We start from the raw sequence: 24,212 nt of genomic DNA on the forward strand, positions 1-24,212 counted from the left end.
ATAGTTGTCTCCTCTACAAATTCTGTTACCTCCCTATTATAATACAAAAACAGGAAATATAGTTACTTAATTTAATAAAATCCGTAAAAATGGAAATTTATGGAGAATGTACCAGGTACCTGTTAATCAAACATTTCTTCTTTTTTATTGCTTAATTGAATGAGGAACGGTAAAAGCGGCAGAAAGATAATGCTTATGTATCCTAAGGTCAACATTCTTTGTGTTTCAGCAGAAATATATTGTCTCTCACCACAACTAGAACATTCCCTCCCATTTTTAGAAAATCCAGCCGCTAAAACATCTCTTGCTTTCCATTTATAATCACAATTAGTACAACGAACCAACAACAACGCCTCCCGAATAAAAAGTACCAGGTACCTTCTAGAAATCTCTAAAATCCAACTTTACTTATTACCCAATACGTAAATATCATTCCTCCAATCGTATTTACCACAGCTAAAGTCATAATCAATTTACCTTGCTTCCCCACTTCGTAGTCCCTTTTCAAAACAACTCCCAGAAAAAATGCTATCGGACCAAATGCTATTGGACTAAATAAATATGGTAAAAATGCCGCTATCCAACTTACAGTTAACAATATTGTTCTTCCATCTTAATGATTGCTATTATTATAATCACTCAATTCATCCAAAATAATAAACCTCCAATTCACTTAAAAAAGAAGTAATTATGATCTTCCCACACTAAAGGCGTTTTCTTATCAAATATAATCCCCTCGAGCTTGTTTTTTTCTAAAAGTTCTCTACTATTTTCTTTTGCTAAAAAAAGCGCAGAAAGGTCGTCAAAGTAGCAAGTAAACACAAATTCTTCATCTATATCGGTAATAAGTATGGGTCCTTTACATAACGGAATAACAGTTTCTCTATTTAAATCTTCAATTTTATAGATTCCTTCTTCACCGTGTATTGTAGAATATTGTATTTTCTGTGCCCCTTTAGAAGTTAATACAGACAAAATATTGTTCATTAAAAGCAATGGAAATTCATCTGATAAAGGGCTAAAGATATTTTCATTTAAACAATCCTCTAATTGTTTAACCAAGTCCGGCCGTCGGTATATTTCTCTTCCCCTGCATAAAGTAAATTCCCCTATAGCAGCCTTTGATACATTTGCAATGGTATCAAATCCGCCCATTTCTCTTATCTCTTCCCAATATAGACAACTTCCAAAGTTAAGAATTTCCTCGTTAGTTGGATAATTTAATGTAGTATCTTCATTTTTTTTAGGTATAAAATCATCCGACATTTTAATAAAAGGATAAAAAATATCTGCTGCAAACTTGTACTCAGAAGGTATTAAACTTAACAATGGAACCTGTTCTGGATCTTCTTCACCAATTGGATAAAAAAATTCCATTCTTTTCCCTCTCCTTCCTTTTTACACATAAATCCTTTAACACGACAGAGAATTAAAAAGTATAAATGGCAACAAATAAGAGGAACGTTGATGCAAGAATAGAGATTATCGCGTTAGTTTTCTTTTTTGCTTGTAACTCCACCAGTCCTCCAACCATGATAAGTATACTTAGGAACAATATCATTAGTGGCAGAAACTCAAAGTTTTTAGTAATAAGTACATAAACAGCAATAGCAATTACAATTACTGATAAAATAATTCTTGATATTTTTAACACTTTAATCTCCTTCCTGTCCTTAATTGAAAAATTTCTGCACTTCACTTATGCTGTTCTAAAAGCCATAAAAATCGCAGAAATCATTATACAAAGCAAGCCAATAAGTACCAGATTCTTACCCTTTTCACTCTTGAAAAATAGATATGTAAATCCTACATAAATAACAGCACTAACAGAATAAAAGATTATACCAGATAGTAATTTTTCGCTAGTGTAATTGCCGAAGAAAAGAAGTAAAATTACTATTGGATATGATAGTAAAGCAATCAGGTAGTGGAGTTTATTTGTTTCCACCTAAGCCCTCCTTGAGTGAAAAGTTATTTATAACATTTAATTATTTCATATATACAAGCTAATAATAGGATTGGTAACGCATCGTCTTGATTATCAATGAATACATGACGAGGTGGTAATTTGCCATAACTGGAAATATGAGAAATTTGGGTTCCACTTTGATGAAAATAGATTGAAGAATTTCCATCTTTTGTGACATTTATGATCTCATTTTTATAGGGAAATGATAGGATATTATTGGACATCATTTTCCTGTCACTATTTATCATAAACGTTTCTTCCCCATCATCTTTAGAGAATACCTTTACTGCCCATCTGCTTTGCAATAAATCTTTTTTCTCTCTAAGTTTATGTATGCTTATTTTCAAATCTCCGTTAGTATTTTCACTATAAAAATCCACAAAATAATTAGGCAGCACGAATGACAGCAGCATTTGAAAAAAATTGTCAAATTCTCTTTTGATATAGCCTACATAGTTCGCTTTCAAATCAATTATCTCTACTCGTTTTGTCATCACGATAATTGGATTTTCTGTATAAGAACCTTTACTCCCGATCACACCATCACCTGTTGCAGTTGAATCTTTCTTATCCCTAGTTAACCAATGTGTAATAATAATAAATAATAGAAAAACAGTACATGCTGTCCATAAAAACCATTCCGGGACAGATTCTGCTCCGTACGTCACCCATATTCACCTCTATTTTGTTTTGAAAGTCGAATGACTCCCATAACCACACTTTTACTGACTTGCCTTTTCATTCTTTTCTTTCCTTTTCTTAGCTTCAATGTGGTAGAAGAGGTAGGTGACGCTAAATAATGCAATTAGCCCAAAAATAATTGCAGCACTATCTTGCTTTGAGTTATTAAAATTAATAAAACTAGTTAACAGGTTCACAATTACAAAAAATAGTAAGATCCAATGGATATGATTGGAAATAAACTTAAACAAGAAATTCTTCCTCCTTCAAAAACCCATCAATTCATATATATTCTCATTAACTATCGTAACATAAATATTCTGAATTCGTTACTAAATAACTTAAAAGACAAACCTGAACATCATGAAAATATTTTAAGTGCAGACACTAAGCGTAACTCTTGTGGGAACAGCGCGAGCTGAAGAACCCGGAAGTAAGTGTTTTTTGCTTTCTGAGGCTTCTGAAGCCGAGCCCACGGAAAGCGAAGTATTTTGACGAAGCGATTGCCACAGCAAAAAATCCGAACGATATCGAATGAATCGTTCGGATCATGCTAAACCTTATATCACTGACTTAATCTGCTTCGTATACAAATATCGTACGATTAGAAAATATACAATCTGGATCAGCAGAAATCCGCCTAATATGAGACTTGATTCTTTCATCAGATTATAATCAAAAAAGTGAGAGAGCGCAGTTAGTGCAACTGCTCCATGAATTAGAGCAACTACAATTGGCGCAAAGAATAAAATCGCTGTTTGTCTGTTAATCACTTTTCCAAGCTCGCCACCAGTCAATCCCATTTTGGAAATGGATGCGAACTTCGTCTTGTCATCGCCCAAATCAGAGTATAAGCGGAAGTACAAAAAACTGCCTGCTGATACAAAAAACACGATGCCGATAAACAATCCGATGAATAAAATGGGTCCATAGCTTTTGTTGATCATATAGATAATGGAATCGACCGCTTGGAGCTGGTAAGGTGGAATTTTTTCACGCAACTCTAATCCCGCTTCAATCACAGCATCTTTTTGACCACCAGCAGCCTTCCAAACTGCGTACCGATCTACACTGGTCGGTTGAGGAAGTTTCGCGTAAGCCTCATCTGACACAATATAATAGGAACGCAATTCAGGTAAGACATTTGTCTCAATTTTTCGGGAAGGTTGAATGACTTCTCCATTCTCCAGTTTCAATGATTCGTTCATTAGCTGATCATTAGTATTGGGATTTTGAATCATAGTCATTTGCTCGGTTACGACGATCGCCTCGTTTTCTGCAACTTCAATTGGTTCTTCACCTGATGCAGATGCGAATCGATTGTACATGGATTCATTGGCAATTAGTACGCGGTCGTCCTCAGCTATTTTATAATATTTCAGTTCACCAGTAGCTTGTTTTGCTTCGATCTGCTTCTTACTCAGTGTGTCTTTTATTTCCGCTACGTCTTTCCTGACATCTTCATCCTTCACGTCTTCCGTTGCGGAATAAATAAAACCGTACGGGCTTGCTTCTTTAAGCCCGCCTGTTAAATAGGTCTGGGATCCAAATAATGTTCCGATTGCGCTGAACGCTACGGTTGAAATAATGGCTACCATGAAAAAAGTGCGGGCATTGTCCTTCATGCGAAATGACAAGTCAGAAAGAAGAATCATATTCGTCTTCTTCCAGAAGATTCCCTTACGTTTTTTTAACCGGTTAATGACAAATACACTTAGCTGGGTGAAAAATAAATACGTTCCAACTGTTACTACGATTATGACGGGAACCATCACATACATAACGTAAAGCCCTTGGGCAACAACCGCCGTCACGTATCCAGCAAGCAGCAGTACTGCAGCAATAATCGTCAGCACCAATGAAGCTTTAGGTTCCTTCTTAGGTTTCTGGCTGCCCTTAATCAATTCGGATAATTTATTTGACCGAAGAAAGAAAGTTACGAAAAACGAAATGATTAGAAACAGCAACAGAAAAGAGACAAAGGTTATCACAATCGCCCAGATTGGAAAATAAAAGTTGAGTGCCTCTTCAATAACTAGTACGTTTTCAGCTACTAATAGAATAGCTTTAGCAAATAATAACCCTAGCCCGATTCCAATCACCGTTGCAGCCAGTCCAATCAGCATATTTTCCAGAAATACCATTGCTCGGATCTGCTTGACAGACATCCCTTGCAGCAATAACAATCCAAATTCCTTTTTCCTTGATTGCAGAAACGAACTCATCGAATAAAGGACAAAGAACAGCGAAAACACATAGATAATTCCACCAGATACGCCCATACCGTACAACGCTTGCCAATTCATTCCTGCTCCCGTGAACGCTGGGTGAAACGCGAAGATTGCAAAGGTGAAAAAGACCATGACGGTGAACATGCTGCTTAGAAAATACGCTGCATATAACCGCTTGTTGCGCATGACATTGTTAGCTACGAACTGACGAAAAGTCATTGTCATTCCCTCCAAGCAGCGAAAGCGTATCAATAATCTTCTGGAAAAATGCCTGGCGACTGTCTCCCTGGTGTATTTCTGAGTAGAACTTTCCATCACGAATGAACACCACACGGTCACAATAGCAGGCCGCCTGCGCATCATGTGTCACAAGCATCATCGTTGTCTTCTCTTTCTGATTAAGCGAAACAAGCATTTCCATCACGTCTTTGGACGCCTTTGAATCAAGGTTTCCTGTCGGTTCATCGGCAAGCAGCAGTTTAGGTGTATGAATCATCGCACGGGCAATGGCAGCACGCTGCGCCTGACCACCAGAAATTTCATACGTTCGTTTGTTCAAAATAGAAGTAATGCCAAGTGTCGCAGCAATCGTCTCCACTTTCTCTTCCATTTCTTTCACCTTTTTTCCATCAAGCGTTAACGGTAGTACAATATTCTCTTTGACCGTCAGCGTTTGAAGCAGGTTGTAGTCCTGAAACACAAATCCAAGCTCGCGTCTGCGGAACTGCGCCAATTGATTTTTGCCCAATTCGTATGGATTACTCCCCTCGACAAGAATGTTTCCCGTAGTTGGTTCATCGATTGTTGCAATCAGATTCAGCAGAGTCGTTTTCCCGCTTCCCGATGGGCCCATGATGCCAACAAACTCTCCGGATTCAATATCCAGATTAATATCTGTTAATGCCTTGTATGCAATTTTCCCGTCATAAACTTTACTGACCTGTTTTACCTTTAACATGTTCATTCCCCTTTTCCTAAGCTTCTAGTAACAGTATAGGGTTAATGTCGCATAGGAGCGATTGAATATCCTTTCAGAATGCTTACACGTTTGTAAGGGAACTAAACCGTTTGTGATGGGGAGAAACAAATTCTGAACGTCGTACCAGTGCCTGCTGAAGATTCAACTTCAAGCGTATGACCCAAATAGTCAGCAACTTCTTTTACTAAGAAAAGCCCCATCCCTGTCGATTCACGAAATACTCGTCCATTGTCGCCGGTAAAGAACGCCTGATAAATGCGCTTCAGGTCGTGTTTTGGAATTCCTATGCCGAAGTCCATAATTTCGATTACTGCACCTTGATCCTTTTTATCTAAAGAAATTTCGATTCGTTTACTTTTTCCTGTTGAATATTTGACGGCATTTTGAATGATTTGATTTACCATAAAAAATACCCATTTCTCATCTGTTTCCACGGATAGGTCAGCGTCCTTAACCTGCAGATGAGGATACACATGGTTGCGAATATAAAGACGCTTGTTATCCCGGTTGACTTCATGAAGCAGCTTTTCGAGCGACACCTGCTTGATATGAAAATCGTCCTGAATCGTTCGCAGACGTGCCATATTTAACACGGTATGTAAGCCATTTTTCATCCGCTCGGTTTCTTCCCTGATATTTGATGACTCTGGCTCGTCGAGGTTTTGTGCAGTCAGTTCAATAACCGATAGAGGTGTTTTCATCTGGTGTACCCACCGATCCATAAACTTTAAATGCTCTGCCTGGGCATCCTCCGCATCCATCAATTGATTCATGTACAGCTTGTACTGATTTTTCGTATAGTGATCCAGTGCCTTTCCAATTCCTGCAGAATCTGTAGTTTCCAGTAATTCCGAGAGTCCAAGCGCTTTACTGGAAAGTTTTTTATAAAAATTTCGCCGGGTGTAGTAGTGAAATAACAGATAACAAAACAGTAAGAAGAATCCAATCAAAAATCCGTAGAGCATCAGCGAATAATTGCGAAATCCGCTTAAGTAAAGCAATAAAAAGAAAAAGGAAAATTGCACACACTGAACAACGATCAGCAGAATGTGTTCTTTAAGAAACAACCGCATTATGGCCGCTCCTTCCAGGTAACACGAAGACGATAGCCTGCTCCCCTGACAGTCTCAACAGCATCATCAATCGCCAGATCCTGGAACTTCTTCCGTACCCGCGACATATTGACATTCAGTGTATTTTCATCCACATACGCCAGTTCATCCCATAGCTTCTCGAGCAAATCCTCCCTGCCAGCAACTCGCGGATAACGTTCCATCAAGACAGAGATAATGTCACATTCATTTTTTGTAAGCAGAATCGTCTTTCCAGCAAAGCGGAGTTCAAACCGCTCCGGATAAAGCTTTACACCCTCCACTTCCAGGAACCTTTCCTGCTGGCTTCCAGCATATTCTCCGTACGCCCTGCGCAGCTGACTACGAATTTTTGCAATAACGATATCCGGGTGAAACGGTTTCGTGATATAGTCATCGCCACCATTCTCAAGCGCCATCACCTGGTCCATCTCACCAGTACGAGCCGAAATAAAAATCACCGGACAGGTGGATTCCCCTCTTATCTGACGGCACCAATAAAATCCATCAAAATACGGCAGATTGATATCAAGCAAGACAAGCTGTGGTTTATGTTCATGGAATGTATCCATAATCGTTTCAAAATTAGTTACGACAACTACCGGAAACCCATATTTCGTTATATATGATTCTAAATGTGCAGCAATTTTTGGGTCATCTTCAATAACCATAATTTTTTCCATCATACTGCTCCTTTATTTACAATTTTAGACATTTTGATTATAACAGAGATGAATGTGGAGTTGGCAGTTGCAGTAAAAAAAGAACCCCTGCTAGCGGAAGTTCCTTGTTCTTAAAAATGAAGATATGGTTTTACTTCCTAGCTTCAACCCAGTTTCTTGCGACATGTATGTAATAACCTTCACTGTCTTCCTGTTTTAATTCCCGGTTTATCACAAAAGCGTTGATGAGTTTACGTGTGCTCTTGGTCCTGCCATCTACCGGCCCTTGCGTCAAGTCACTGTTTAATTGATTATAAGTGACTAAGTTTGATTCGAGTCCGCTCATAAATTCAATGATTTGATCAAAGTTCTTTTTCTTCTTCAGCTCAGCATCACTATTTTTCAGCATGAAACGTAATGAAACCTTTGCACCAGCCAGTGTAACTTTGGAGTATATTCGTTTAAACATATAAACAGCCTTTCTTTGTTGTTAAATTTAATTGTTATAAATGACTAGTAAATTAGTAACTATTTGTTTGTGATTTTCTTTTTCAAAATAAATATTAGACTAGCTAATAGGCAAATTGAAAATACAATTATTGACACTATAGCCATCGTATACGTACTAACAAAATGAAACTCTAAATTCAAAAATAAACTAATGATTAACGATGGTAAAATCACAAATGAAATCATTCTTTCAATCTTTTTTTCCATGATAATGCTCCTAGATTTTAGAGTTGTTCGTTATTTTTCTAAATATTAACCATGTCATACTATACAACAAGATGGCGATCGCTTGATTAAAAGTCCAGGAATATAATACCAACGAAAATAATGAGATAGCTAACAGGAAGATGTAAAATAATGCATCAATTGGTATTTCCATAGTAAAACTCCTTGACAGAAATTACCCTCTATTTAACTTTCTCCATTCAAGCGCTTTCTGCTCCAGGTTTTTAACAAAAAGATCTTTCCCATCACAATATCCTTCAATGTCGCAAGGAAACTCTTTAGCGAGTTGTTCTTTCAGCTTTCCATACTCCAGTAAATCCTTTTTATGCGCTCTTAAATAATCACGAACTGCTAAATGGCGTTCAATGTCATGATGATTAGTCGATTGAAATATATGTATCTGGTGCGTCCTGTTTTCTCCACCCTTTCGAAAATACCTGCGCCCTTGTATGCCATTCTCTCCGAGCGGTTCATATCCTAATTCGATCAATTTAGCATTATACCTATCAACCTCTTCAATATCTTTAACGGTTGGCATAATATCTATGATGGGTTTTGCTTGTAAATCCGGTACAGCCGTACTGCCTATATGATGAATATCGACAATTTCATCTGATAGAATTGCTCGAATTTTTGCAGCTTCCTCGTTGAATAACTGAACCCATTTTTTATCATAATCGGTGACAATGACGTTCATTTTACGGTTAATCATTACTTTTCCCCCTTGATTCATTCCTACTAATAGTAAAGTAAGTTTCAATTTAAAAACACGTATAACCTTGTTATGCATTATTTTATAAAAATTACAAACCCTAGCGTAAAGGAGTTGTATACTAATGAAAACGTTGACTACTTTATTCTACTGTACTGTAATTATTATAATGTCGTTTGCCACATTGGATCTGTCTGATAATCAGGTTATACAAGCCCGTGAAGAATCACCAGACGCCCCATCCTATGCTAAGTGGGGACGTGTCGTTATGCAAAAAACCAAGGAAAAGTATCCTGATGCCAAAATAGTTGATTATCTTCATGTTGGAAAAAAGGAAGGTAACAATACTACAACAGAAAAATTTAAATTATGGTTAAAAGAAGAGAATAATGAGTTTGGTGTTTATATAGATGTTAAATTCGCTACAGATACAGAGCAAATAATGAACATTTCATTTAAAGAAGTATCCAATTAAAAATTTACTAATCCACATTTACTCTCATTAATGGAAGGAGTCTATCTTTATAAACAGTTGAAGGTGTTTCCGCAATCTGGTATGCACCCATTTTTTCATAATAGCCTTTTGCATGTGGGTCACTATCAATGGTAAAGGTTTTCATCCCAAATTCTTTAGCTTTTTGAATTATTTTGGCCCACATCACTTTTCCATAGCCCTTACCTATAAATCTTGGAAGAATGTATAGGAAGTCCAGGCTATTGTGTTCACCTGCTTCAAAGGCAAAAAAACCTATTATCCCTTGTTCGTCTTCTAATATATAAGCGTAATTTTCCTGTATGTATAAGGTACTTATTGTTAAATCTTCCTTACATTCGTTAATAAACTTCTCATCGTAATCCCAGTATGCTTTTGATTTTATAGCAACACAGCTTAATACTCCTGCCTCCTCTTCTAAAGCTTTTCTTATATTCACCAATATCCATCCCTCCTACTATTTCAAAAACAATCCTTCTTTTCACCTAATTTTCTAGAAAAGAACCACTCGAACTGTTCAATTCACCTAGTTCAATTCGGTTTCCATCTGGATCATTAAATACTGCAATGGAACCCCAGTCAAATTTGAGAGATCGTTGTGAAAAAATGACACCCCGTGATTCCAATTCATTAACTGCGGTGGTTAAAGAGTCCACGTCAAAACGGAGTACTGTAGGATTTCGATCTCTGGACTTTTCCTTTTTTGAGCCAACTCCACCGTTTTCAACCATTAAATATCCGTTCGAAATTTCAAATGATACTAATGTTTCTTTATCATTCCTAACTTTTAAGCGAAGAATATTTCTATAAAAAGAAATGCATTCTTCATATCGTTCAACAAATAATATCAAACCAAACTCACGAAATTGCATCGTTTCACTCCTGCAAATAAAAATTTCCTTTAATACGGATTCTCATCGTCATCATTGGTTTCTTCGGTTCCGAATTCATTACCAGACTTCCCTAAATAAAATAGAAATCCTGCAGCTGAAATAACAGATAATATGGTTAATAATAAGCCCACAGTTTAACCTCCCTTATGGACAACTAATAATAAGAAGTAATTTAATATTACCATAAAATTCCGTTTATTTTCTTCAACAACATCTAGAAATTTAAAATTTTATGTTACTATTTATCTATAACTAATTTGAAATTCTAAAAAGGAGTAAAAATTATAATGCCAAAATCTGCTGGCTACTTTACTGTTATTTTCAATAAAGAAGGTCATATATTATTAGCTAAGCGAAAGGATTACCCTCTTTGGGACTTACCTGGCGGAACATTGGAAAAGGATGAACGATTAGAATCTTGTGCAGTAAGAGAAACGGAGGAGGAGACTGGATATATTATTTCAGTTACACGGAAAATCGGAGAATATTATCAACCCCAACATGATGACTTGCAGCATATATTTTTAGGAGAAATAGAGGGTGGCTCGCCAATAGAAAATGGTCCTGAAACCGAAACGCTGGAGTGGTTTAATCCCAAAAGGTTACCTATGCTTATGATTCTAAATAGGAGAAAACAAATTAATAATTTTATGAGACATAAAAATACAGTAATAAAAGACTTCATAACTGTTTCACCTTTTAAAATTTCTATATTCAAAGTGTTCTTGAGAGTCTTTGGTAAAATGGTTTAGAAATAGAAGGTAATTTGATAAATTCAAATCTGAGGGGGATATTATGCTTAACAATGCCATATCGAATTTTAAGGATACAACTAAAAAGATAGAAGAACTAAAACGCCTACCTGATTCAACATTGACCACACCTATCCAAAAAGATAAATGGTCGATTCGTGAAATAATTGGCCACGTGTATTATTGGGACAAGTTTAATTTAGAGAAAATGGTTCCCTTCATGTTAAATGACGCAATCTTACAGGCTTTTCCTGACCACGACTTACATAATAAAGAAGCTCTAGAGCATATTGACAAATTCGAGTCCGTGGAACAAATTATTGATACTTTTGTTTCTACTAGAAGAAAATTGGCAGCTGAATTATCAAGTATCGATGAAGATGTTGAGTTTCAGATAGAAAACGAACCTATTGAATTCACAGTAGAAAGTTTTGTAAGTATATTCATCGAACACGATAGTCACCATTTACAACAAATCGACAATCACTTGAAAAATAGAGAATTTAATTAAATCCGGAATTGAACATTAATGGAAGAAAATCTCAGTTCAGTGAACTGAGATTTTCTTGATTTTAAAAGATCCTGTCTAACTTTTTCAGCTAACAAAAATTAGTTCCCCTTAACAACGAGATCCTGGTCAATATATGGTGTAATCGACATAACTTCATTAATCCCTTTTTTTGAAATAGCGTCCATTGCAAGTTCATTCAGAAGTTCCTTGTTAATAAATGGTGCTATGGATACAAGGGATTTAATCCCATTTAATTCATAGCTTTTTTTAGCACAAACACTTAGTACATCCTCGCCAATAAAAGGTGCCATTGACGCTAGCGAAGCCACTCCATTTAATTCAGCTTCCTTCTTAGCGCTATCATCAATGATCGCTTGACTAATAAATGGAGCCATTGATGGAAAGCTATTCAGTCCATTTAATTCAAATTCTTTTTCAGCAGATTCATCAATTAAATACTGACTGATAAAAGGTGCCATTGTGGTCAAACCGTCCAGTCCAGTCGCTTCAACTTGCTTCTTTGCACAATCGTCAATTAATTCCTGGCTGATGTATGGTGCCACAATTGTTATGGCCTTTAAACCATGTGATTCAAACGCTTTTTTGGCATACGTGTCCATGATTTCCTCGCTGACGTATGGAGCTATTGTGGATAATCCTTTTAACCCGCCTTCATCAAATTCTTTCTCCGCCAGATCATCAATCAAGTTCTGGCTAATATATGGTGCTATTAAGGAAGTGTCTTTGGTAGAAAGTTCATTTTCTATATTCGTATAAACCATGTCTGCCTGGTTTAATGTAAGTATGGGCGCAACATTAATGAAATCTTCTTTATCGATAGGCTCCGATTCCATTAATGTTTCGTTTTCAACCAAATTTTTTACAAGCTGTGTCCCTTTACTGTCAACTAAGATATCATCGATACGCACATTAAATATTCTTGCAAGTTCCGGGAGTTTCGAAATATCCGGCATCGTTTCACCGCGCTCCCAATTACTGATTGCCTGAAAACTGACTCCTAAAGAATCTGCTAGCGCCATTTGAGTAATGTTATTTGCCTTTCTCAACTGTGCAATTTGTTTACCAACTTTTTTCATATCGAACAAAACACTCACCTCTTTCGTAGAATAGTTTAAGTGTAGCGCTAGAGCGGTGGTATTCCTATCAAGTTATACTTGAGTTTACAATTCAAGCATAGCTTGAGTTGGTGCTGCAGCAAGGGTTATCTGCTTTCTGACACCCATTCATACTCAATATCCGGCAAATTTTCTTCATTCTCAGTTCCTCTGCCGATAATTTCAAATCCGTGTTTTTCGTAAAATCGCTGTGCCTTTTCGTTAACTTCGAACGTATATAATGTTAGTCTTCCCTTCGAATGTTCTTTGACTTTATTGAGCAATGCTTGGCCAATACCGATTGCTTGATAATCTGTATGTACATATAATTGGCTAATTTCGCTTTCATTATAAGCAACTATTGCCACGACTTTATCTTCTATTACAGCTAAATCTATTTGAAATTGTTCCGGTAAAATAGTATTCAAAAAATGAACGTGGTTCTCAAAGCTGTGAATTTCTTTCTGACCAATTGCCTGTTCTTTACTGTCCCGCCACATTTTCACTGTTTGATCAGCGTACTTTGGGTGGTAGGCAACAATTTTGAATTTGTGCTCGGTCATTCGCTTAGCTCCTTACGTAATCAAGTAACTTCAAATCTACTTCATCGACATATCCGATTTCTTCATATAAATCCCACAGTACTATTTTAGATGTTTCGTCATTTTGTTGAAATGGCTGCAGTTTTTCAATTGCAGCAAAATAAACAGGATTAAATTTAATGGTGCCGTTTGATAAATTCCTTAGTTTGATTAATCCTTTAAATTCGAGTTCCAAGACTTCTTGACCAGTTTCCTCGTAAAGCTCTCTGATTGCACACGCTTTATGCGTTTCATTTTCTTCCCTTTTTCCAGCTGGCAGCTCCCATTGCTTTCTCCACGTGTTATAACAAAAGAGATACTTACCTTCACTTTTTATTACTGCAAAGGAACCCGCAACAGGTTTAGATTTATGGATATCCATTTCGCTCATAGTCATAAATTCAAGAAATTCGAAACCATTATTCTTTGTGCTGTTCAAATTATCCCCTCTTACTTTTTATGTATTATTCTATTTATACAACATTTCTTCTATACTTTGGATTAGAATATCTGGGCGGTCTCTATGTATTTCGTGGTCACTATCTTCAGCTATAACTAATTTGCCCTTACTGGATAAACCAGCTAGCTCTATTTGTAATTCCCTCCACACCTCTTCATGAAGTGTTGCTTCTGATGATGGGATACCATGCTCGATATATGGCGTTGCAGCAAACTCTTTGTCTCTCGCGATAACAGTCAGTGGAATATTAGGAAATTCACCAGATTCTTTTATCAATTGGCTGCTTTTAGCCCAATTCGAAAATTCATTTGCAACTGTTCTGAATAATAGTGGGTTAGAAATAAATTCCCTGAAGTTTTCTCCATCTTTTTCAGAAAGAAAATTTTTGTATTCCTTAACCATTTCTGAAAACGTATCGGATAACTCCTTTGTTGCTTTTTGCGATGATTCGATGTTGCTTTCTATTATTTTATCTAACGAAATCATGGTGTACATCACAGGTAAATGAAGATCGTACAGACGCTGGAAGTTAGGAGAAGTAGCATCAACTAAAATAACACCGATAAGTTTTTTAGGATACATTTTTGCATATTGTTGAGCGCACAGCCCACCAAACGAATGCCCTAATAATAAGAACTTTTCCTCGATATCTAACTCCTCAATAAGTTCATTTAGTTCCTCAGCTATATTTACAGCAGTGCGAGATTTAGCGGACTCCCTACTATTACCATACCCTGCTCGATGATAGATTACTATTTTATAATCACCTTTAATTTGATCAATAAATGGAAACCAATTATAAAAAGAATTCCCTATTCCTATTTCAATTACAATTGTTTGGTGCCCTTTGCCAATGACGAAGTACTCCACTTTCATTCTCCTCCAAGCCTGTATGTACTATTTGTAGGTAGCTCTCACAATCTATTTATTCTTAATTTCTTCTAGTAGCGAAATGACTTTCTCATTCTGTTCGATTATGCTTTTATTTTGACTTCTTAACTTTGTAAAATCGTAAAGGTACACGATTAAAATTACCATTACAAAAACCCACATATTTTTCCCTCAAATCTTTTTATGAATTATAATTTAACAACATATTATTCCATGGACTCAGGATTCAGCCTCGCTTTTTCCAACTTTCCAATTCTCTTTCTCAAGAGTGTAATGATAATGTTTTTGATTTTCAATTTCCACATTTGCCTTAAAAGAAAATCCGCTTTTTTCAATAACTTTAATGGATCCTTCATTGTTTGGTAACACAACAATATTGAGAGCATTAACATTTGTTTTCTCAAACAAAAAATTCACCAATCCTTTTACCGCTTCTGTCGTATAACCTTTATTTCTGTAATCCTTTGTAATTGCATATGAAATTTCTCGATTGGGTTCAGGTAACTCTTCTTTTATACCAGTATTGCAGAAACCAATAAATTTACCAGATTCCTTCTCTATAATTCCTAACTTCAAAAAGTTTTGTCCATCTATTTCAGGTATGGATGATAAAAAATCTTTATTTGATGGGATTTCATAATTTGTTACCCAGTGATGTCGTTGTTCTCTCGTTGATTTCCAGTCAGGCAGAAATTCACAAACTTCCGGTTCGGACGTAATAGAATATATATCTTCTATATTTTCAATCGTGAATTCTTGCAGAAAAACATCTCCACAGTCTATTTTAAATAAGCTCAAGTTTTTTCATCTCCTTTGATATATATTAATTCAATAGAGGAAAGCCAAATTCATTATCCGTACATCGTTAATTCAATATTAACATAATATTCCATAGTTTAATTCCGGAGTTTCTACCCGGTTTACAAAGAAAAGTGATCGACAACAGATGTCGATCACCTTTCTTTTAACCATGTATTCTGTATAAAAAGAATTTTCGAGTAGAATAAACTTATCCTTAATAAACACTGTCACATGTTCCTGCTGCTGGTTCATAATAACAATGATTTTTGAATTGACCAGAAAAGGGCTGATCGTACCAGGTTGGAGGACATGGACCGTATGGATTAAAATACCAAAGCGCGTATTTCGCAGGATGGTCCCTCCAAAAATTCAAATTCTTTCTTGCTAGCCGCTTCTCAACAGACCTTGCTCTGTTATAGAAAACATTTCCCTTTTGAACTGCTTCAAAAGAATAGTTTCCTCCCTGCACTTGAAAAATGACATCGCGAATGTTTCTTACGTCCTTAAAGTCTAAACAATCGGCTTGCGCACGATTAACAATTACATTTCCAACATACAGCATGCCTTGTTTACCTTCACCTACTGCTTCCGCCCTCATCATTCTTGCCATTAAATCGACGTCTGAACTTGTGTATTTTACTCTTGGCATATTCTCCCCTCCAAGAATAGTGTATGAAATAAGTCCGCGTTGATGTCATAATTCATAAATTACAGCATAGATCATCAGCTTTTTAAATTTTTTTAGTCAGCGGAAATAAGACACAATCTTTAATCGTATCACTGTCAGTTAAGACCATTAACAGCCGTTCGACGCCAAATCCCCATCCGGAAATTGGCGGCATCCCATATTCCATCGCTGTTAAATAATCTTCATCCATCTCCATTGCTTCTGTATCACCGTTATTTTTAAGAAGCGCCTGAGCCTCAAGCCTTCTTCTTTGCTCAAGTGGATCAACTAACTCCGAATAGGCATTGATGATCTCTGCACCATTCACAACCAACTGAAATCGATCTGTTACAGCAGGGTTTTGATCATTTGCCCTGGCTAAAGGTGACAAGTCGATTGGATGCTGAATTAAAAAAGTCGGGGTAACAATTTTAGGTCGGCTCACTTTTTTATAAAGAAGATCGATGAAATTCCCTCTCCCCAGGGAATCAATGTCTGCATGATCTAGGTCAATTTTTTTCCTATCCGTTTCCCGATGTAACGCTTGGACATCAGAAAACAGGTCAATATCAATTCCACAATCTCTGAGGATTAAATCCCGGAACGTTACCACTTCCCACTCTGCTGAAAAATCAATCGTCTCCCCTTGTATGGTGATGGCAGTTGTCTGGAAAGTTTGCTCCAAAACATAAAGAATCATATTACGCATTAATTTCATCGTGTCCTGATAATTCCAATACGCCGCATATCCTTCAACCATAGTAAATTCCTGAAGATGCTGGGGACTGATTCCTTCATTTCTGAAACACTTCGCAAATTCAAATACTTTCGTGAATCCACCTACGATTAATCTTTTTAAATAGGTTTCGGGAGCAATCCGCAGGTTCAAGTCAATGTCTAACGAATTATGGTGCGTAAGAAACGGTTTTGCTAACGCTCCCGAAGAAGTATGCTGCAGGACTGGTGTTTCGACCTCCATAAAATTTTCGTCTTCAAAAAATCTCCGAATCGAGCGAACCATTTTCGTTCTGGCTAGTAATCGATTTTGTGTTTCATTTGTCATGATAAGGTCCAAATATCTTTGTCTGTAGCGCGTTTCAATGTCGCTTAGCCCGTGCCATTTCTCTGGCAGTGGCCGCAACGCCTTACCGAGAAATACATAGCTATCAATCCGAAGTGTTTTTTCATTCGAATTAGTTGTATACATACGCCCTTCGACACCGATAAAATCACCGATGTCCATGGTATGAAGAAACTGATTGAAACGCTCTTCTCCAACCTCCTGCTTTTTCAACAGAAGTTGTAAACTTCCTTCTATGTCAGCTATCGTAATAAAAATCAATTTGCTGAATTTCCTTATACCCTTAATTCTTCCTGCAACCTTCACTCCATCTGTATCATCTGCAAGCTGTGCCGCTTCATAGAGTTCATAGTTCGTAGTAAATCTCTCGGGGTAAACCGTTTCCCCCTGCGACCGCAACGCTTCTAACTTCTCGATTCTATTTGTCGTTTGTTCATTCATACATGCTTCCCTCCATTTTTTTAGTTTGATTTTAAATAAATGTGGACAACAAAAAAACTCTCACCCCCAAGACTATTCATCTTGAGGACGAGAGTTATAACTTCGTGGTACCACCTCAGTTTGTTAATACGTTGCCATATCAACCTCTTCGGGTACGACAATTCAGCCATTGCTTATACCCTATCTCTATAACGGGAGATCCCGTCGCAGTATCACCAGCAGCTGGTTCCGTGCGAAGCTCCGAGCCTTTTTTCATTAGGATTAGTAGTACTCCATCTCAGCAAACAGGAGCTCTCTGAAACTAATTCACCCTAATTACTCTTCTCTTCCTTGCTTGTTTTTTCGTATTTAATAATTAAAAATACTTTAGCAGAATTGTTTGATACAGTCAATAGGTTCATACAAATAAAAAAAGCACCAATTCCGAATAGAAATTGGCACCTCCGTTATTGGCCGCGTGACGCTTTTGGTCGCTGACACACGTCACATTTACGTTGTTCATTATTTTTAAATTTGGTAAATGTCTTTTCAAAATTATTGCCACATGAGCATTTAAATAGTAACTTTTGTGAGAACCCGTGGTATTCTGTCGATAACAGCTTACTCTCTGAATTTTTCTCAACAAACGTGTTAATTTTACTGATTGTCCATCGTTTATTCATTCTTGCACCTCCATGTACTATCGCTTACGGAGGCTTTAAAAAACTTGCATCCGTTCAATTATGAGCAATAGTCATCATTATCCTAAGTTTTTCATTATACCATGAGCTGGCGTACAATCATATAGGGACGTTTCTACTCCATGATTACTTCAATATCTTCGGAATCAGGCATCTCGTCCGTATATGCAATCCAATACATATATTGTTTCGAAAAACCTTCCATAATATGTTCAACGTAAGTGACCGCCTTTGCCGATTCACCCAGCACCTTGATTTCTTTTATTTTCGTGTCCCTAGCATCTTCTTCTGGCATGATAATCGATATCGAAGGACCCTTATCCCTTCCAAAAACCATCACTCCCGCATGTTCCAGACCCATTCCAGTCGTTTTGTCATCTGGACCAGCAATCCACTCTAGTCCCCCATCGTTATTTTTCAAAATAACTAAATCCGGGTTGTGGCTGTTTCTACGTTCATGCTTGTTTTTGAAAATCACGTAAATAAAATTACCGTTAATGTCGTAATCAATAATTTCCTGTTTAGGTAAATGGTTTTCTGACATGATGCTAGTGATCTGTTCTTCTAGCGACAGCGTTTTCCCTTTGACGGTCGGCTCACTCGCCTCGTTTGAACAACCGAATAAAATAAAAATAATAGCAATTGCGAACCATAACTTTTTCATGACCTCACCTCTCCTTACTTATTATAACGATATAAAACACCGCAAAGTTCCATGATCACATAATTTTTATAATGGTTGGCAGATACAGCTTTAAAAACGGTTATCTTTAATAGCTAAACATGCTAGAATTAATAAGAGAATAAATCGAGAAAATAAGCAAGTATTAATCGTTAGAAGGTGTTTATTGATGCCGGATTGGTCCTATCATCCGTTGAAAAAGCTGTTATTAGATAAGATATCGCCGAAAACTGGCCGTGAATTTATACATAACTCTATGAGCACAATTGCATCCGTTCCTGGGGGTCGCAGTCTAATTGGGTTTTTAGGACACATGAAACCGGCGAGCTTTTTCCAGAAGGAAATTCATCAAACGATATTCCCTTCTTTCATTGGATTAAGTGGCGATATTGATCCAAATTTATCCGGTATTAACGCGTTCCAGGAGTTGGGATTCGGTTTTTTAGAAATTGGACCGATCGTGCTACACGAGCCTTTAGAACAAAGGGAACCAAAAAAGAATAATAAACATATTTTATTTTCTGATCAGCAGGAGAAGGTTCCACTTAAATTAGCGATTAAGAAATTAACAAGCCTGAATGTCCGAATTCCTGTTTTTGCTAGAGTTGATGCCCAAGTAAATAAAAATGAATGGGACATAATTGTACAGCAGTTAACACCTTTTGTGGATGCTTTCATCGTGACTGACAAACAAATTTCCTCATGTGATGATCAACATGTCCAGTGTTTGGAGCGACCGTTATACATATCTTTTTCTGCTGACGAAATGAAGGGATTAGATACGAGGAAGCTCCAGCATACCTGTATTGCTGGAATAGCTGTAACTGCTCCTCGAATAATGAAGGATGGCTATTGGCTCGAAGCTGCAAATGCAAATGAGTGCCTGGCCACAATACGGTTAAAAAAATTAAACGACGAACTCCTGAGCTAACCGTCTTAACTTCTGGCGGGGTAGAGACACCAGAGGAGGCTAGTACTTTAATCCACGCTGGCGCAGATCTGGTCATGCTAACGGATGGATATATTAAAGCTGGGCCAGGTTTACCAAAGCGAATTCATGAACAATTATTATATGATGAAGAACGTCCTGTCCAAAAGCAAAATTGGTTCTGGTCATGTCTGTTCGGGCTCTCCATCTTGTTTGGAGGAATCATCGCCTTATTTTTTGCATTGACGAGCATTATACTCCCATATGATGAATCTTTTATCGGACTGACAAGAGCTGATATCCTGCAAGTAAATCCACTCATTTTGTCATTCATGTTACACGATAGAATGGCGCTGGCCGGAACGATGATTGCTGGGGGAATCGTGTATATCCAACTTGCACGACATGGCATAAAATATGGGATACACTGGGCAAAAGTTGCTTTTCATAGTGCAGCAATTGTAGGATTTCTAGGGATTTTTCTATTTATCGGATTCGGTTATTTTGACTGGCTGCACGGTTTGTTTTGGCTTTTCTTATTGCCAATCTATTACCTTAGCTTTAAAGAATGCAAAAAAGGTACAAATATCCCGTTGTCCGGCCATGGGCAGAATGATAAAATCTGGAAATATGGTCTTTACGGACAGCTACTGTTTATTATACTGGGATTTTTGATCGCAGTGGGCGGTCTCGTAATTTCCACTATAGGGGTCTCCAACGTTTTTGTATCAACAGACCTAACCTTTTTATGCATGACACCTCAAATGTTAGACAATCTAAGTAACAATTTAATTCCTGTTATTGCACACGACCGGGCAGGATTTGGCAGTGCGTTAATAAGTGTTGGTTTGCTTGTTCTAATGCTTTCCTTATGGGGTTTCAGAAGAGGAGAACGGTGGGTTTGGAATACACTTGCTCTAGGAGCATTACCAGCGTTTGCAGCAGGGATTGGAACACATATGTTTATCGGCTACACATCCTTTATCCATCTGCTCCCCGTTTACTTTTTAGTCATTTTATATGTGTTCGGATTGGTATTAACTTATCCCTTCTTAAAGCCGTATCGATAATTCGATACGGCTTTAAATTACCCATGTACAACCCCAAACGATAGTTATCATGATAAATACTGCGTTAATTCGAGAATTCTTTTCACTTTGTTAGAATAATTGTTGTAGCCTAGACTGAATTCAAATAAGGAATCCTGCTCATAAATTTTTGAATTTATCAGATCTACGGAAATTGATTTTAGATACTCCTTTAATTGCTTATTTTCGATTAGCTCACTTGATTGTTCGATTAACATAGCTTTTTGCTTTATGTTTGTTGCTAGAATACTGTTCGTATCCTTCATCAGTTTAACTAACTGCTGGTCGGTGGGGACAAAAAAAGCATAGAAATTTTCTAATGTTGGAATCCCTATTTTTCTATCGACGAGTACTGCTTCTCTTGCCTTTAATAAATGAGCAGCAGCAACAGCTTTTCTATCTTCTTCAGGTATTTCATCTTCATGGATTGCGACTCCAATCCTATTTTTAAAAAAATCCTTTTTGGGTGTGACATTTGAAAAATATTCCCGAAATAATTCTTCCATTTCTTTTTGATTTCCTTGTTTCTGATTAGTAAGTTGATCATTGTTTAAAGACACTTCATGCGTAGAGACCTTCATGCTTGTTGCATCGTCTTCAGCAGGTTTAAAAACCTGGAACAGCAGAACTAGGCAAAGCAGTGCGATTACGGATAGATAGACTTTATTCATACGTGCCTCCTAACTGACTTTTAAAATCCAATCAAATACTTCTTATCATAAATCTACTAAGTATTCTGTTACAAAAATCGCTAAAATAGCCCAGGCAATGAAGAGTAGAGCTGGATAATGAGTAGATACTTCTCCCTTAATAGCTTTAACTAAGACCAGGATGAAACTATAACCAGTAATTAAAAACAAAATTGCATATAAAAAAAACAAAATTTCTCTCCTTTCAGTGCGCAACTCTGACATCATCTTATTTGAGGATTTTCCAAATCATTATTAATAACAATTAAATCAGCATGCTTAATAGGCTCACACTGATCCAAATACATTTTACAGGCAGGAAGATATCTTTTCGAGAAAATATACTTGGCATTTTCATAGCCGCCTAGTTCGTTTTTATCCCTTACGCTGCCTCTTTCTAAAGCGACATCAAAGTCCGCTTCTACGTAAATTTTAAAATCTAGCGCTTCTCGTAAATCAGGCTTAAATAAGAACGATCCGTCTATGATTAGTACAGAATTTTGTTTTGCCTTAATGGGCGAAATGTCGATATACTCATCTGTAATTAAATCATGTGATCTTGTTTGATAGTACCCATCTCCAGTTGGGCCCAGAGGCATGAGTAATTTTTCAAGTAAGGCGTTGGTATCATATGCATCTTCAAAATATCCTTTAGCTGAATTTCTTCCCTGTATGTATCGCTTTGTATGTATCGCTTTGATTTTGGATGATGAAAGTCGTCCATTAATGCTCGAATAACATCTGCTTCCATTTCTTTGAGCACATCTGTTAACTCATTTGCAAACGTCGTTTTTCCTGAAGAAGTTATTCCGCTTACGCCCACACGAACGACTTGGCCATTTCTATTGGAGAGAATGTTTGTTGCAATGGACCTTAACATTTCACTTCTTTTCACTGCCTCACCCCATGATAAATCATAAATTATTTTAGTTGTGCGACTATTAGTATAATGAATTCAGTCAATTATTACAATCTGATTTTCTCTTATTCGTGTACAAAAGTAACCCGCTAATGCATGTGCATCAGCGGGTTACTTTTTTCATTCTATTAATATAGCTTTTTCAATGATTCCTTATCAAACGGCAGTAAATCATTTTCTCTACCGTCACGCACTTTCTGAACCCACGCAGGATCCATCAATAAGGAACGACCGATTGCAACCAGATCAAACTCATCGTTATCCAATTTTTCAATCAGACCATCGAGACTGGTTGTTTTAGCACCTGAAAAATTGGTGAATTCACCATCGAGTCCAACTGACCCTACTGAAATAACTGGTTTTCCTGAAAGCTTTTTCGTCCAGCCAGCAAGGTTTAAATCAGAACCTTCGAATTCAGGCTCCCAAAAACGACGTGTTGAACAATGGAAAATATCCACGCCAGCATCCACTAGCGGCTTCAAGAATTGCTCTAATTCGTCCGGAGTAGTTGCAAGCTTAGCTTCGAAATCATTCATTTTCCACTGTGAAAAACGGAAAATAATTGGAAAATCTGGTCCGACTTCGCGGCGACATGCTTCTATTATTTCGACTGCAAATTGCGTACGGCCAACAAGATCTCCGCCATAACGATCTGTACGTTTATTGGTATTTTCCCAGAAGAACTGGTCGATTAAATATCCGTGTGCACCGTGAAGCTCAATACCATCGAAGCCAAGACGTTTAGCGTCCGCTGCGGCTTGCGCATATGCTTTTACCATATCAACAACTTCTTCTTCCGTCATTGGCGCGGTTATTTCCTCACCCGCCAAGTTAAGACCGGATGGACCAACTGGAAGTGCCTCCGCGTTTGGAAGTTCACCCTCCTTGCGTGTCATCCCAACGTGCCAAAGCTGTGGAACAATCTTACCTCCAGTCTGGTGGACTGCTTTCACCACTTCTGACCAGCCGTTCAGCGATGCTTCGCCATGAAACAGTGGCACGCTTGCACCGGATACGGACGATGGATGATTGATTCCAGTACCTTCAGTGACAATCAGTCCAACACCATTCTCGGCCCGGCGGCGGTAATAATCTAACACTTCTTTACCTGGAACACCCTCTGGTGAAAATTTACGCGTCATCGGCGCCATCACCGTACGATTCTCTAATATTAAATTATCACTCTTAAATTCTTTAAATAATGGTTTAGTAGATACATTCGTCTCACTCAAAATATAGCCTCCTCTTTCCTTTGCGGGACAGAAGAACCGTCCCCATTGTCCCAGTGGGACAGGGGGACGGTTCTTTTGTCCCTTGCTTATTATTTCAAATTGGTTTAGGAAAGGAAAGAAATCTGTTTATAAGTTTTTTACATGTTGGGGGAATTAATTGTAGAAGAACTGCTGTTTATGGATAGCTATTTCCTGCCTTAAATTAAAATTCAATAAGAAAACCGACAACCTTGAAAAAAATCCCATGG

General features: G+C 37.3%; 35 protein-coding genes and 1 other annotated feature. Of the genes, 5 read left to right on the plus strand and 30 right to left on the minus strand.

Annotated elements, in window-relative coordinates; all coding sequences use genetic code 11:
* Positions 1-122: 122 nt before the first annotated feature.
* The 14 genes from VBD025_RS14575 to VBD025_RS14640 form a co-directional block, all read right to left on the minus strand.
* Positions 123-344: a hypothetical protein gene (locus tag VBD025_RS14575; RefSeq protein WP_430786731.1), complete on the minus strand. Its 222-nt coding sequence runs from the start codon at positions 342-344 to the stop codon at positions 123-125.
* A gap of 47 nt (positions 345-391) precedes the next feature.
* The gene (locus tag VBD025_RS14580; protein WP_430786733.1) at positions 392-598 is read right to left on the minus strand and encodes a hypothetical protein; all 207 of its coding nucleotides are present in this window, start codon (positions 596-598) and stop codon (positions 392-394) included.
* A 71-nt stretch (positions 599-669) separates the two neighbouring features.
* Positions 670-1,377: a DUF2711 family protein gene (locus VBD025_RS14585; RefSeq protein WP_430786735.1), complete on the minus strand. Its 708-nt coding sequence runs from the start codon at positions 1,375-1,377 to the stop codon at positions 670-672.
* Between the two features lie 52 nt (positions 1,378-1,429).
* Positions 1,430-1,654 (minus strand): DUF3953 domain-containing protein, encoded by a 225-nt coding sequence (locus VBD025_RS14590; protein ID WP_430786737.1) that lies wholly within the window; start codon positions 1,652-1,654, stop codon positions 1,430-1,432.
* Between the two features lie 45 nt (positions 1,655-1,699).
* Positions 1,700-1,948, minus strand: a complete 249-nt coding sequence (locus VBD025_RS14595) for a hypothetical protein (protein ID WP_430786739.1) — start codon at positions 1,946-1,948, stop codon at positions 1,700-1,702.
* Positions 1,949-1,971: 23 nt separating this feature from the next.
* Entirely contained in the window at positions 1,972-2,637 is a 666-nt protein-coding gene (locus VBD025_RS14600; RefSeq protein WP_430786741.1) for a tubby C-terminal domain-like protein, read from the minus strand.
* Positions 2,638-2,691: 54 nt separating this feature from the next.
* Complete coding sequence (locus VBD025_RS14605; RefSeq protein ID WP_430786743.1) at positions 2,692-2,901, minus strand: hypothetical protein; 210 nt, start codon at positions 2,899-2,901, stop codon at positions 2,692-2,694.
* Between the two features lie 309 nt (positions 2,902-3,210).
* Positions 3,211-5,100, minus strand: coding sequence for an ABC transporter permease (locus VBD025_RS14610; protein WP_430786745.1), 1,890 nt, complete (start codon positions 5,098-5,100; stop codon positions 3,211-3,213).
* Positions 5,075-5,839: an ABC transporter ATP-binding protein gene (locus VBD025_RS14615; protein ID WP_430786747.1), complete on the minus strand. Its 765-nt coding sequence runs from the start codon at positions 5,837-5,839 to the stop codon at positions 5,075-5,077. The genes VBD025_RS14610 and VBD025_RS14615 overlap by 26 nt, the downstream gene beginning before the upstream one ends.
* Before the next feature lie 101 nt (positions 5,840-5,940).
* On the minus strand, positions 5,941-6,933 hold the full coding sequence (locus VBD025_RS14620; protein WP_430786749.1) for a sensor histidine kinase: 993 nt from the start codon (positions 6,931-6,933) through the stop codon (positions 5,941-5,943).
* A complete protein-coding gene (locus tag VBD025_RS14625; RefSeq protein ID WP_430786751.1) occupies positions 6,933-7,634 on the minus strand; it encodes a response regulator transcription factor in 702 nt (233 codons plus the stop codon). Before VBD025_RS14625 ends, VBD025_RS14620 begins: the two co-directional genes overlap by 1 nt.
* Positions 7,635-7,764: 130 nt before the next feature.
* Complete coding sequence (locus VBD025_RS14630; protein WP_430786753.1) at positions 7,765-8,082, minus strand: hypothetical protein; 318 nt, start codon at positions 8,080-8,082, stop codon at positions 7,765-7,767.
* A gap of 258 nt (positions 8,083-8,340) precedes the next feature.
* Positions 8,341-8,502, minus strand: a complete 162-nt coding sequence (locus tag VBD025_RS14635; protein ID WP_430786755.1) for a hypothetical protein — start codon at positions 8,500-8,502, stop codon at positions 8,341-8,343.
* A 21-nt stretch (positions 8,503-8,523) separates the two neighbouring features.
* Positions 8,524-9,060 carry a GrpB family protein gene (locus VBD025_RS14640; protein ID WP_430786757.1) on the minus strand — a complete coding sequence of 179 codons (537 nt, stop codon included), beginning with the start codon at positions 9,058-9,060 and terminating at the stop codon, positions 8,524-8,526.
* A 124-nt stretch (positions 9,061-9,184) separates the two neighbouring features.
* On the opposite strand from VBD025_RS14640, the gene VBD025_RS14645 reads away from it, so the two are divergent.
* On the plus strand, positions 9,185-9,535 hold the full coding sequence (locus VBD025_RS14645) for a DUF3889 domain-containing protein (RefSeq protein ID WP_430786758.1): 351 nt from the start codon (positions 9,185-9,187) through the stop codon (positions 9,533-9,535).
* Between the two features lie 7 nt (positions 9,536-9,542).
* On the opposite strand, the gene VBD025_RS14650 is transcribed toward VBD025_RS14645, so the two are convergent.
* Genes VBD025_RS14650 through VBD025_RS14660 form a run of 3 tightly spaced genes read right to left on the minus strand, consistent with a single transcriptional unit; the run spans position 9,543 to position 10,577 of the window.
* Complete coding sequence (locus VBD025_RS14650; RefSeq protein WP_430791436.1) at positions 9,543-9,992, minus strand: GNAT family N-acetyltransferase; 450 nt, start codon at positions 9,990-9,992, stop codon at positions 9,543-9,545.
* A gap of 46 nt (positions 9,993-10,038) precedes the next feature.
* Entirely contained in the window at positions 10,039-10,425 is a 387-nt protein-coding gene (locus tag VBD025_RS14655) for a VOC family protein (protein WP_430786760.1), read from the minus strand.
* Between the two features lie 29 nt (positions 10,426-10,454).
* Positions 10,455-10,577 carry a hypothetical protein gene (locus VBD025_RS14660; protein WP_430786762.1) on the minus strand — a complete coding sequence of 41 codons (123 nt, stop codon included), beginning with the start codon at positions 10,575-10,577 and terminating at the stop codon, positions 10,455-10,457.
* 156 nt (positions 10,578-10,733) lie between these two features.
* Here VBD025_RS14660 and VBD025_RS14665 point away from each other — a divergent pair, with 156 nt between their 5' ends.
* Both VBD025_RS14665 and VBD025_RS14670 read left to right on the plus strand, forming a co-directional pair.
* Entirely contained in the window at positions 10,734-11,198 is a 465-nt protein-coding gene (locus VBD025_RS14665) for an NUDIX hydrolase (protein ID WP_430786764.1), read from the plus strand.
* Between the two features lie 43 nt (positions 11,199-11,241).
* A complete protein-coding gene (locus VBD025_RS14670) occupies positions 11,242-11,709 on the plus strand; it encodes a DinB family protein (RefSeq protein ID WP_430786766.1) in 468 nt (155 codons plus the stop codon).
* A 98-nt stretch (positions 11,710-11,807) separates the two neighbouring features.
* Here VBD025_RS14670 and VBD025_RS14675 read toward each other — a convergent pair whose 3' ends face one another.
* The 9 genes from VBD025_RS14675 to VBD025_RS14715 form a co-directional block, all read right to left on the minus strand.
* Positions 11,808-12,806, minus strand: coding sequence for a helix-turn-helix domain-containing protein (locus VBD025_RS14675; protein WP_430791438.1), 999 nt, complete (start codon positions 12,804-12,806; stop codon positions 11,808-11,810).
* A gap of 125 nt (positions 12,807-12,931) precedes the next feature.
* Positions 12,932-13,387 carry a GNAT family N-acetyltransferase gene (locus VBD025_RS14680; protein ID WP_430786768.1) on the minus strand — a complete coding sequence of 152 codons (456 nt, stop codon included), beginning with the start codon at positions 13,385-13,387 and terminating at the stop codon, positions 12,932-12,934.
* 4 nt (positions 13,388-13,391) lie between these two features.
* Positions 13,392-13,844: an NUDIX domain-containing protein gene (locus VBD025_RS14685; protein ID WP_430786770.1), complete on the minus strand. Its 453-nt coding sequence runs from the start codon at positions 13,842-13,844 to the stop codon at positions 13,392-13,394.
* Positions 13,845-13,874: 30 nt separating this feature from the next.
* Positions 13,875-14,735, minus strand: coding sequence for an alpha/beta fold hydrolase (locus VBD025_RS14690; RefSeq protein ID WP_430786772.1), 861 nt, complete (start codon positions 14,733-14,735; stop codon positions 13,875-13,877).
* Between the two features lie 240 nt (positions 14,736-14,975).
* A complete protein-coding gene (locus VBD025_RS14695; protein ID WP_430786774.1) occupies positions 14,976-15,554 on the minus strand; it encodes a GNAT family N-acetyltransferase in 579 nt (192 codons plus the stop codon).
* A gap of 217 nt (positions 15,555-15,771) precedes the next feature.
* The gene (locus VBD025_RS14700) at positions 15,772-16,206 is read right to left on the minus strand and encodes a cell wall hydrolase (RefSeq protein WP_430786776.1); all 435 of its coding nucleotides are present in this window, start codon (positions 16,204-16,206) and stop codon (positions 15,772-15,774) included.
* Between the two features lie 82 nt (positions 16,207-16,288).
* Positions 16,289-17,746, minus strand: a complete 1,458-nt coding sequence (lysS, locus tag VBD025_RS14705; protein WP_430786778.1) for a lysine--tRNA ligase — start codon at positions 17,744-17,746, stop codon at positions 16,289-16,291.
* Between the two features lie 80 nt (positions 17,747-17,826).
* Positions 17,827-18,086 (minus strand) — a binding site (T-box leader).
* A 106-nt stretch (positions 18,087-18,192) separates the two neighbouring features.
* Complete coding sequence (locus VBD025_RS14710) at positions 18,193-18,408, minus strand: hypothetical protein (RefSeq protein WP_430786780.1); 216 nt, start codon at positions 18,406-18,408, stop codon at positions 18,193-18,195.
* A gap of 133 nt (positions 18,409-18,541) precedes the next feature.
* Positions 18,542-19,090 (minus strand): hypothetical protein, encoded by a 549-nt coding sequence (locus VBD025_RS14715; protein ID WP_430786782.1) that lies wholly within the window; start codon positions 19,088-19,090, stop codon positions 18,542-18,544.
* A 184-nt stretch (positions 19,091-19,274) separates the two neighbouring features.
* Between VBD025_RS14715 and VBD025_RS14720 the strand changes: the two genes are divergently transcribed.
* Together VBD025_RS14720 and VBD025_RS14725 are read left to right on the plus strand one after the other, a co-directional pair.
* Positions 19,275-20,039 (plus strand): hypothetical protein, encoded by a 765-nt coding sequence (locus VBD025_RS14720; protein ID WP_430786784.1) that lies wholly within the window; start codon positions 19,275-19,277, stop codon positions 20,037-20,039.
* A complete protein-coding gene (locus tag VBD025_RS14725) occupies positions 19,988-21,106 on the plus strand; it encodes a hypothetical protein (protein ID WP_430786786.1) in 1,119 nt (372 codons plus the stop codon). Before VBD025_RS14720 ends, VBD025_RS14725 begins: the two co-directional genes overlap by 52 nt.
* Positions 21,107-21,153: 47 nt before the next feature.
* Here VBD025_RS14725 and VBD025_RS14730 read toward each other — a convergent pair whose 3' ends face one another.
* The 4 genes from VBD025_RS14730 to VBD025_RS14745 all read right to left on the minus strand — a co-directional run bounded on the left by VBD025_RS14730 (position 21,154) and on the right by VBD025_RS14745 (position 23,967).
* The gene (locus tag VBD025_RS14730; RefSeq protein ID WP_430786788.1) at positions 21,154-21,795 is read right to left on the minus strand and encodes a hypothetical protein; all 642 of its coding nucleotides are present in this window, start codon (positions 21,793-21,795) and stop codon (positions 21,154-21,156) included.
* A gap of 242 nt (positions 21,796-22,037) precedes the next feature.
* On the minus strand, positions 22,038-22,412 hold the full coding sequence (locus VBD025_RS14735) for a hypothetical protein (RefSeq protein ID WP_430786790.1): 375 nt from the start codon (positions 22,410-22,412) through the stop codon (positions 22,038-22,040).
* Positions 22,358-22,708, minus strand: a complete 351-nt coding sequence (locus VBD025_RS14740) for a hypothetical protein (protein WP_430786792.1) — start codon at positions 22,706-22,708, stop codon at positions 22,358-22,360. The genes VBD025_RS14735 and VBD025_RS14740 overlap by 55 nt, the downstream gene beginning before the upstream one ends.
* Before the next feature lie 152 nt (positions 22,709-22,860).
* Positions 22,861-23,967: an NADH:flavin oxidoreductase gene (locus tag VBD025_RS14745; RefSeq protein WP_430791440.1), complete on the minus strand. Its 1,107-nt coding sequence runs from the start codon at positions 23,965-23,967 to the stop codon at positions 22,861-22,863.
* Positions 23,968-24,212: the final 245 nt, after the last annotated feature.

Origin of the sequence: Virgibacillus flavescens (assembly GCF_050574275.1) — a bacterium.
Lineage (GTDB): Bacteria > Bacillota > Bacilli > Bacillales > Amphibacillaceae > Virgibacillus_F > Virgibacillus_F flavescens.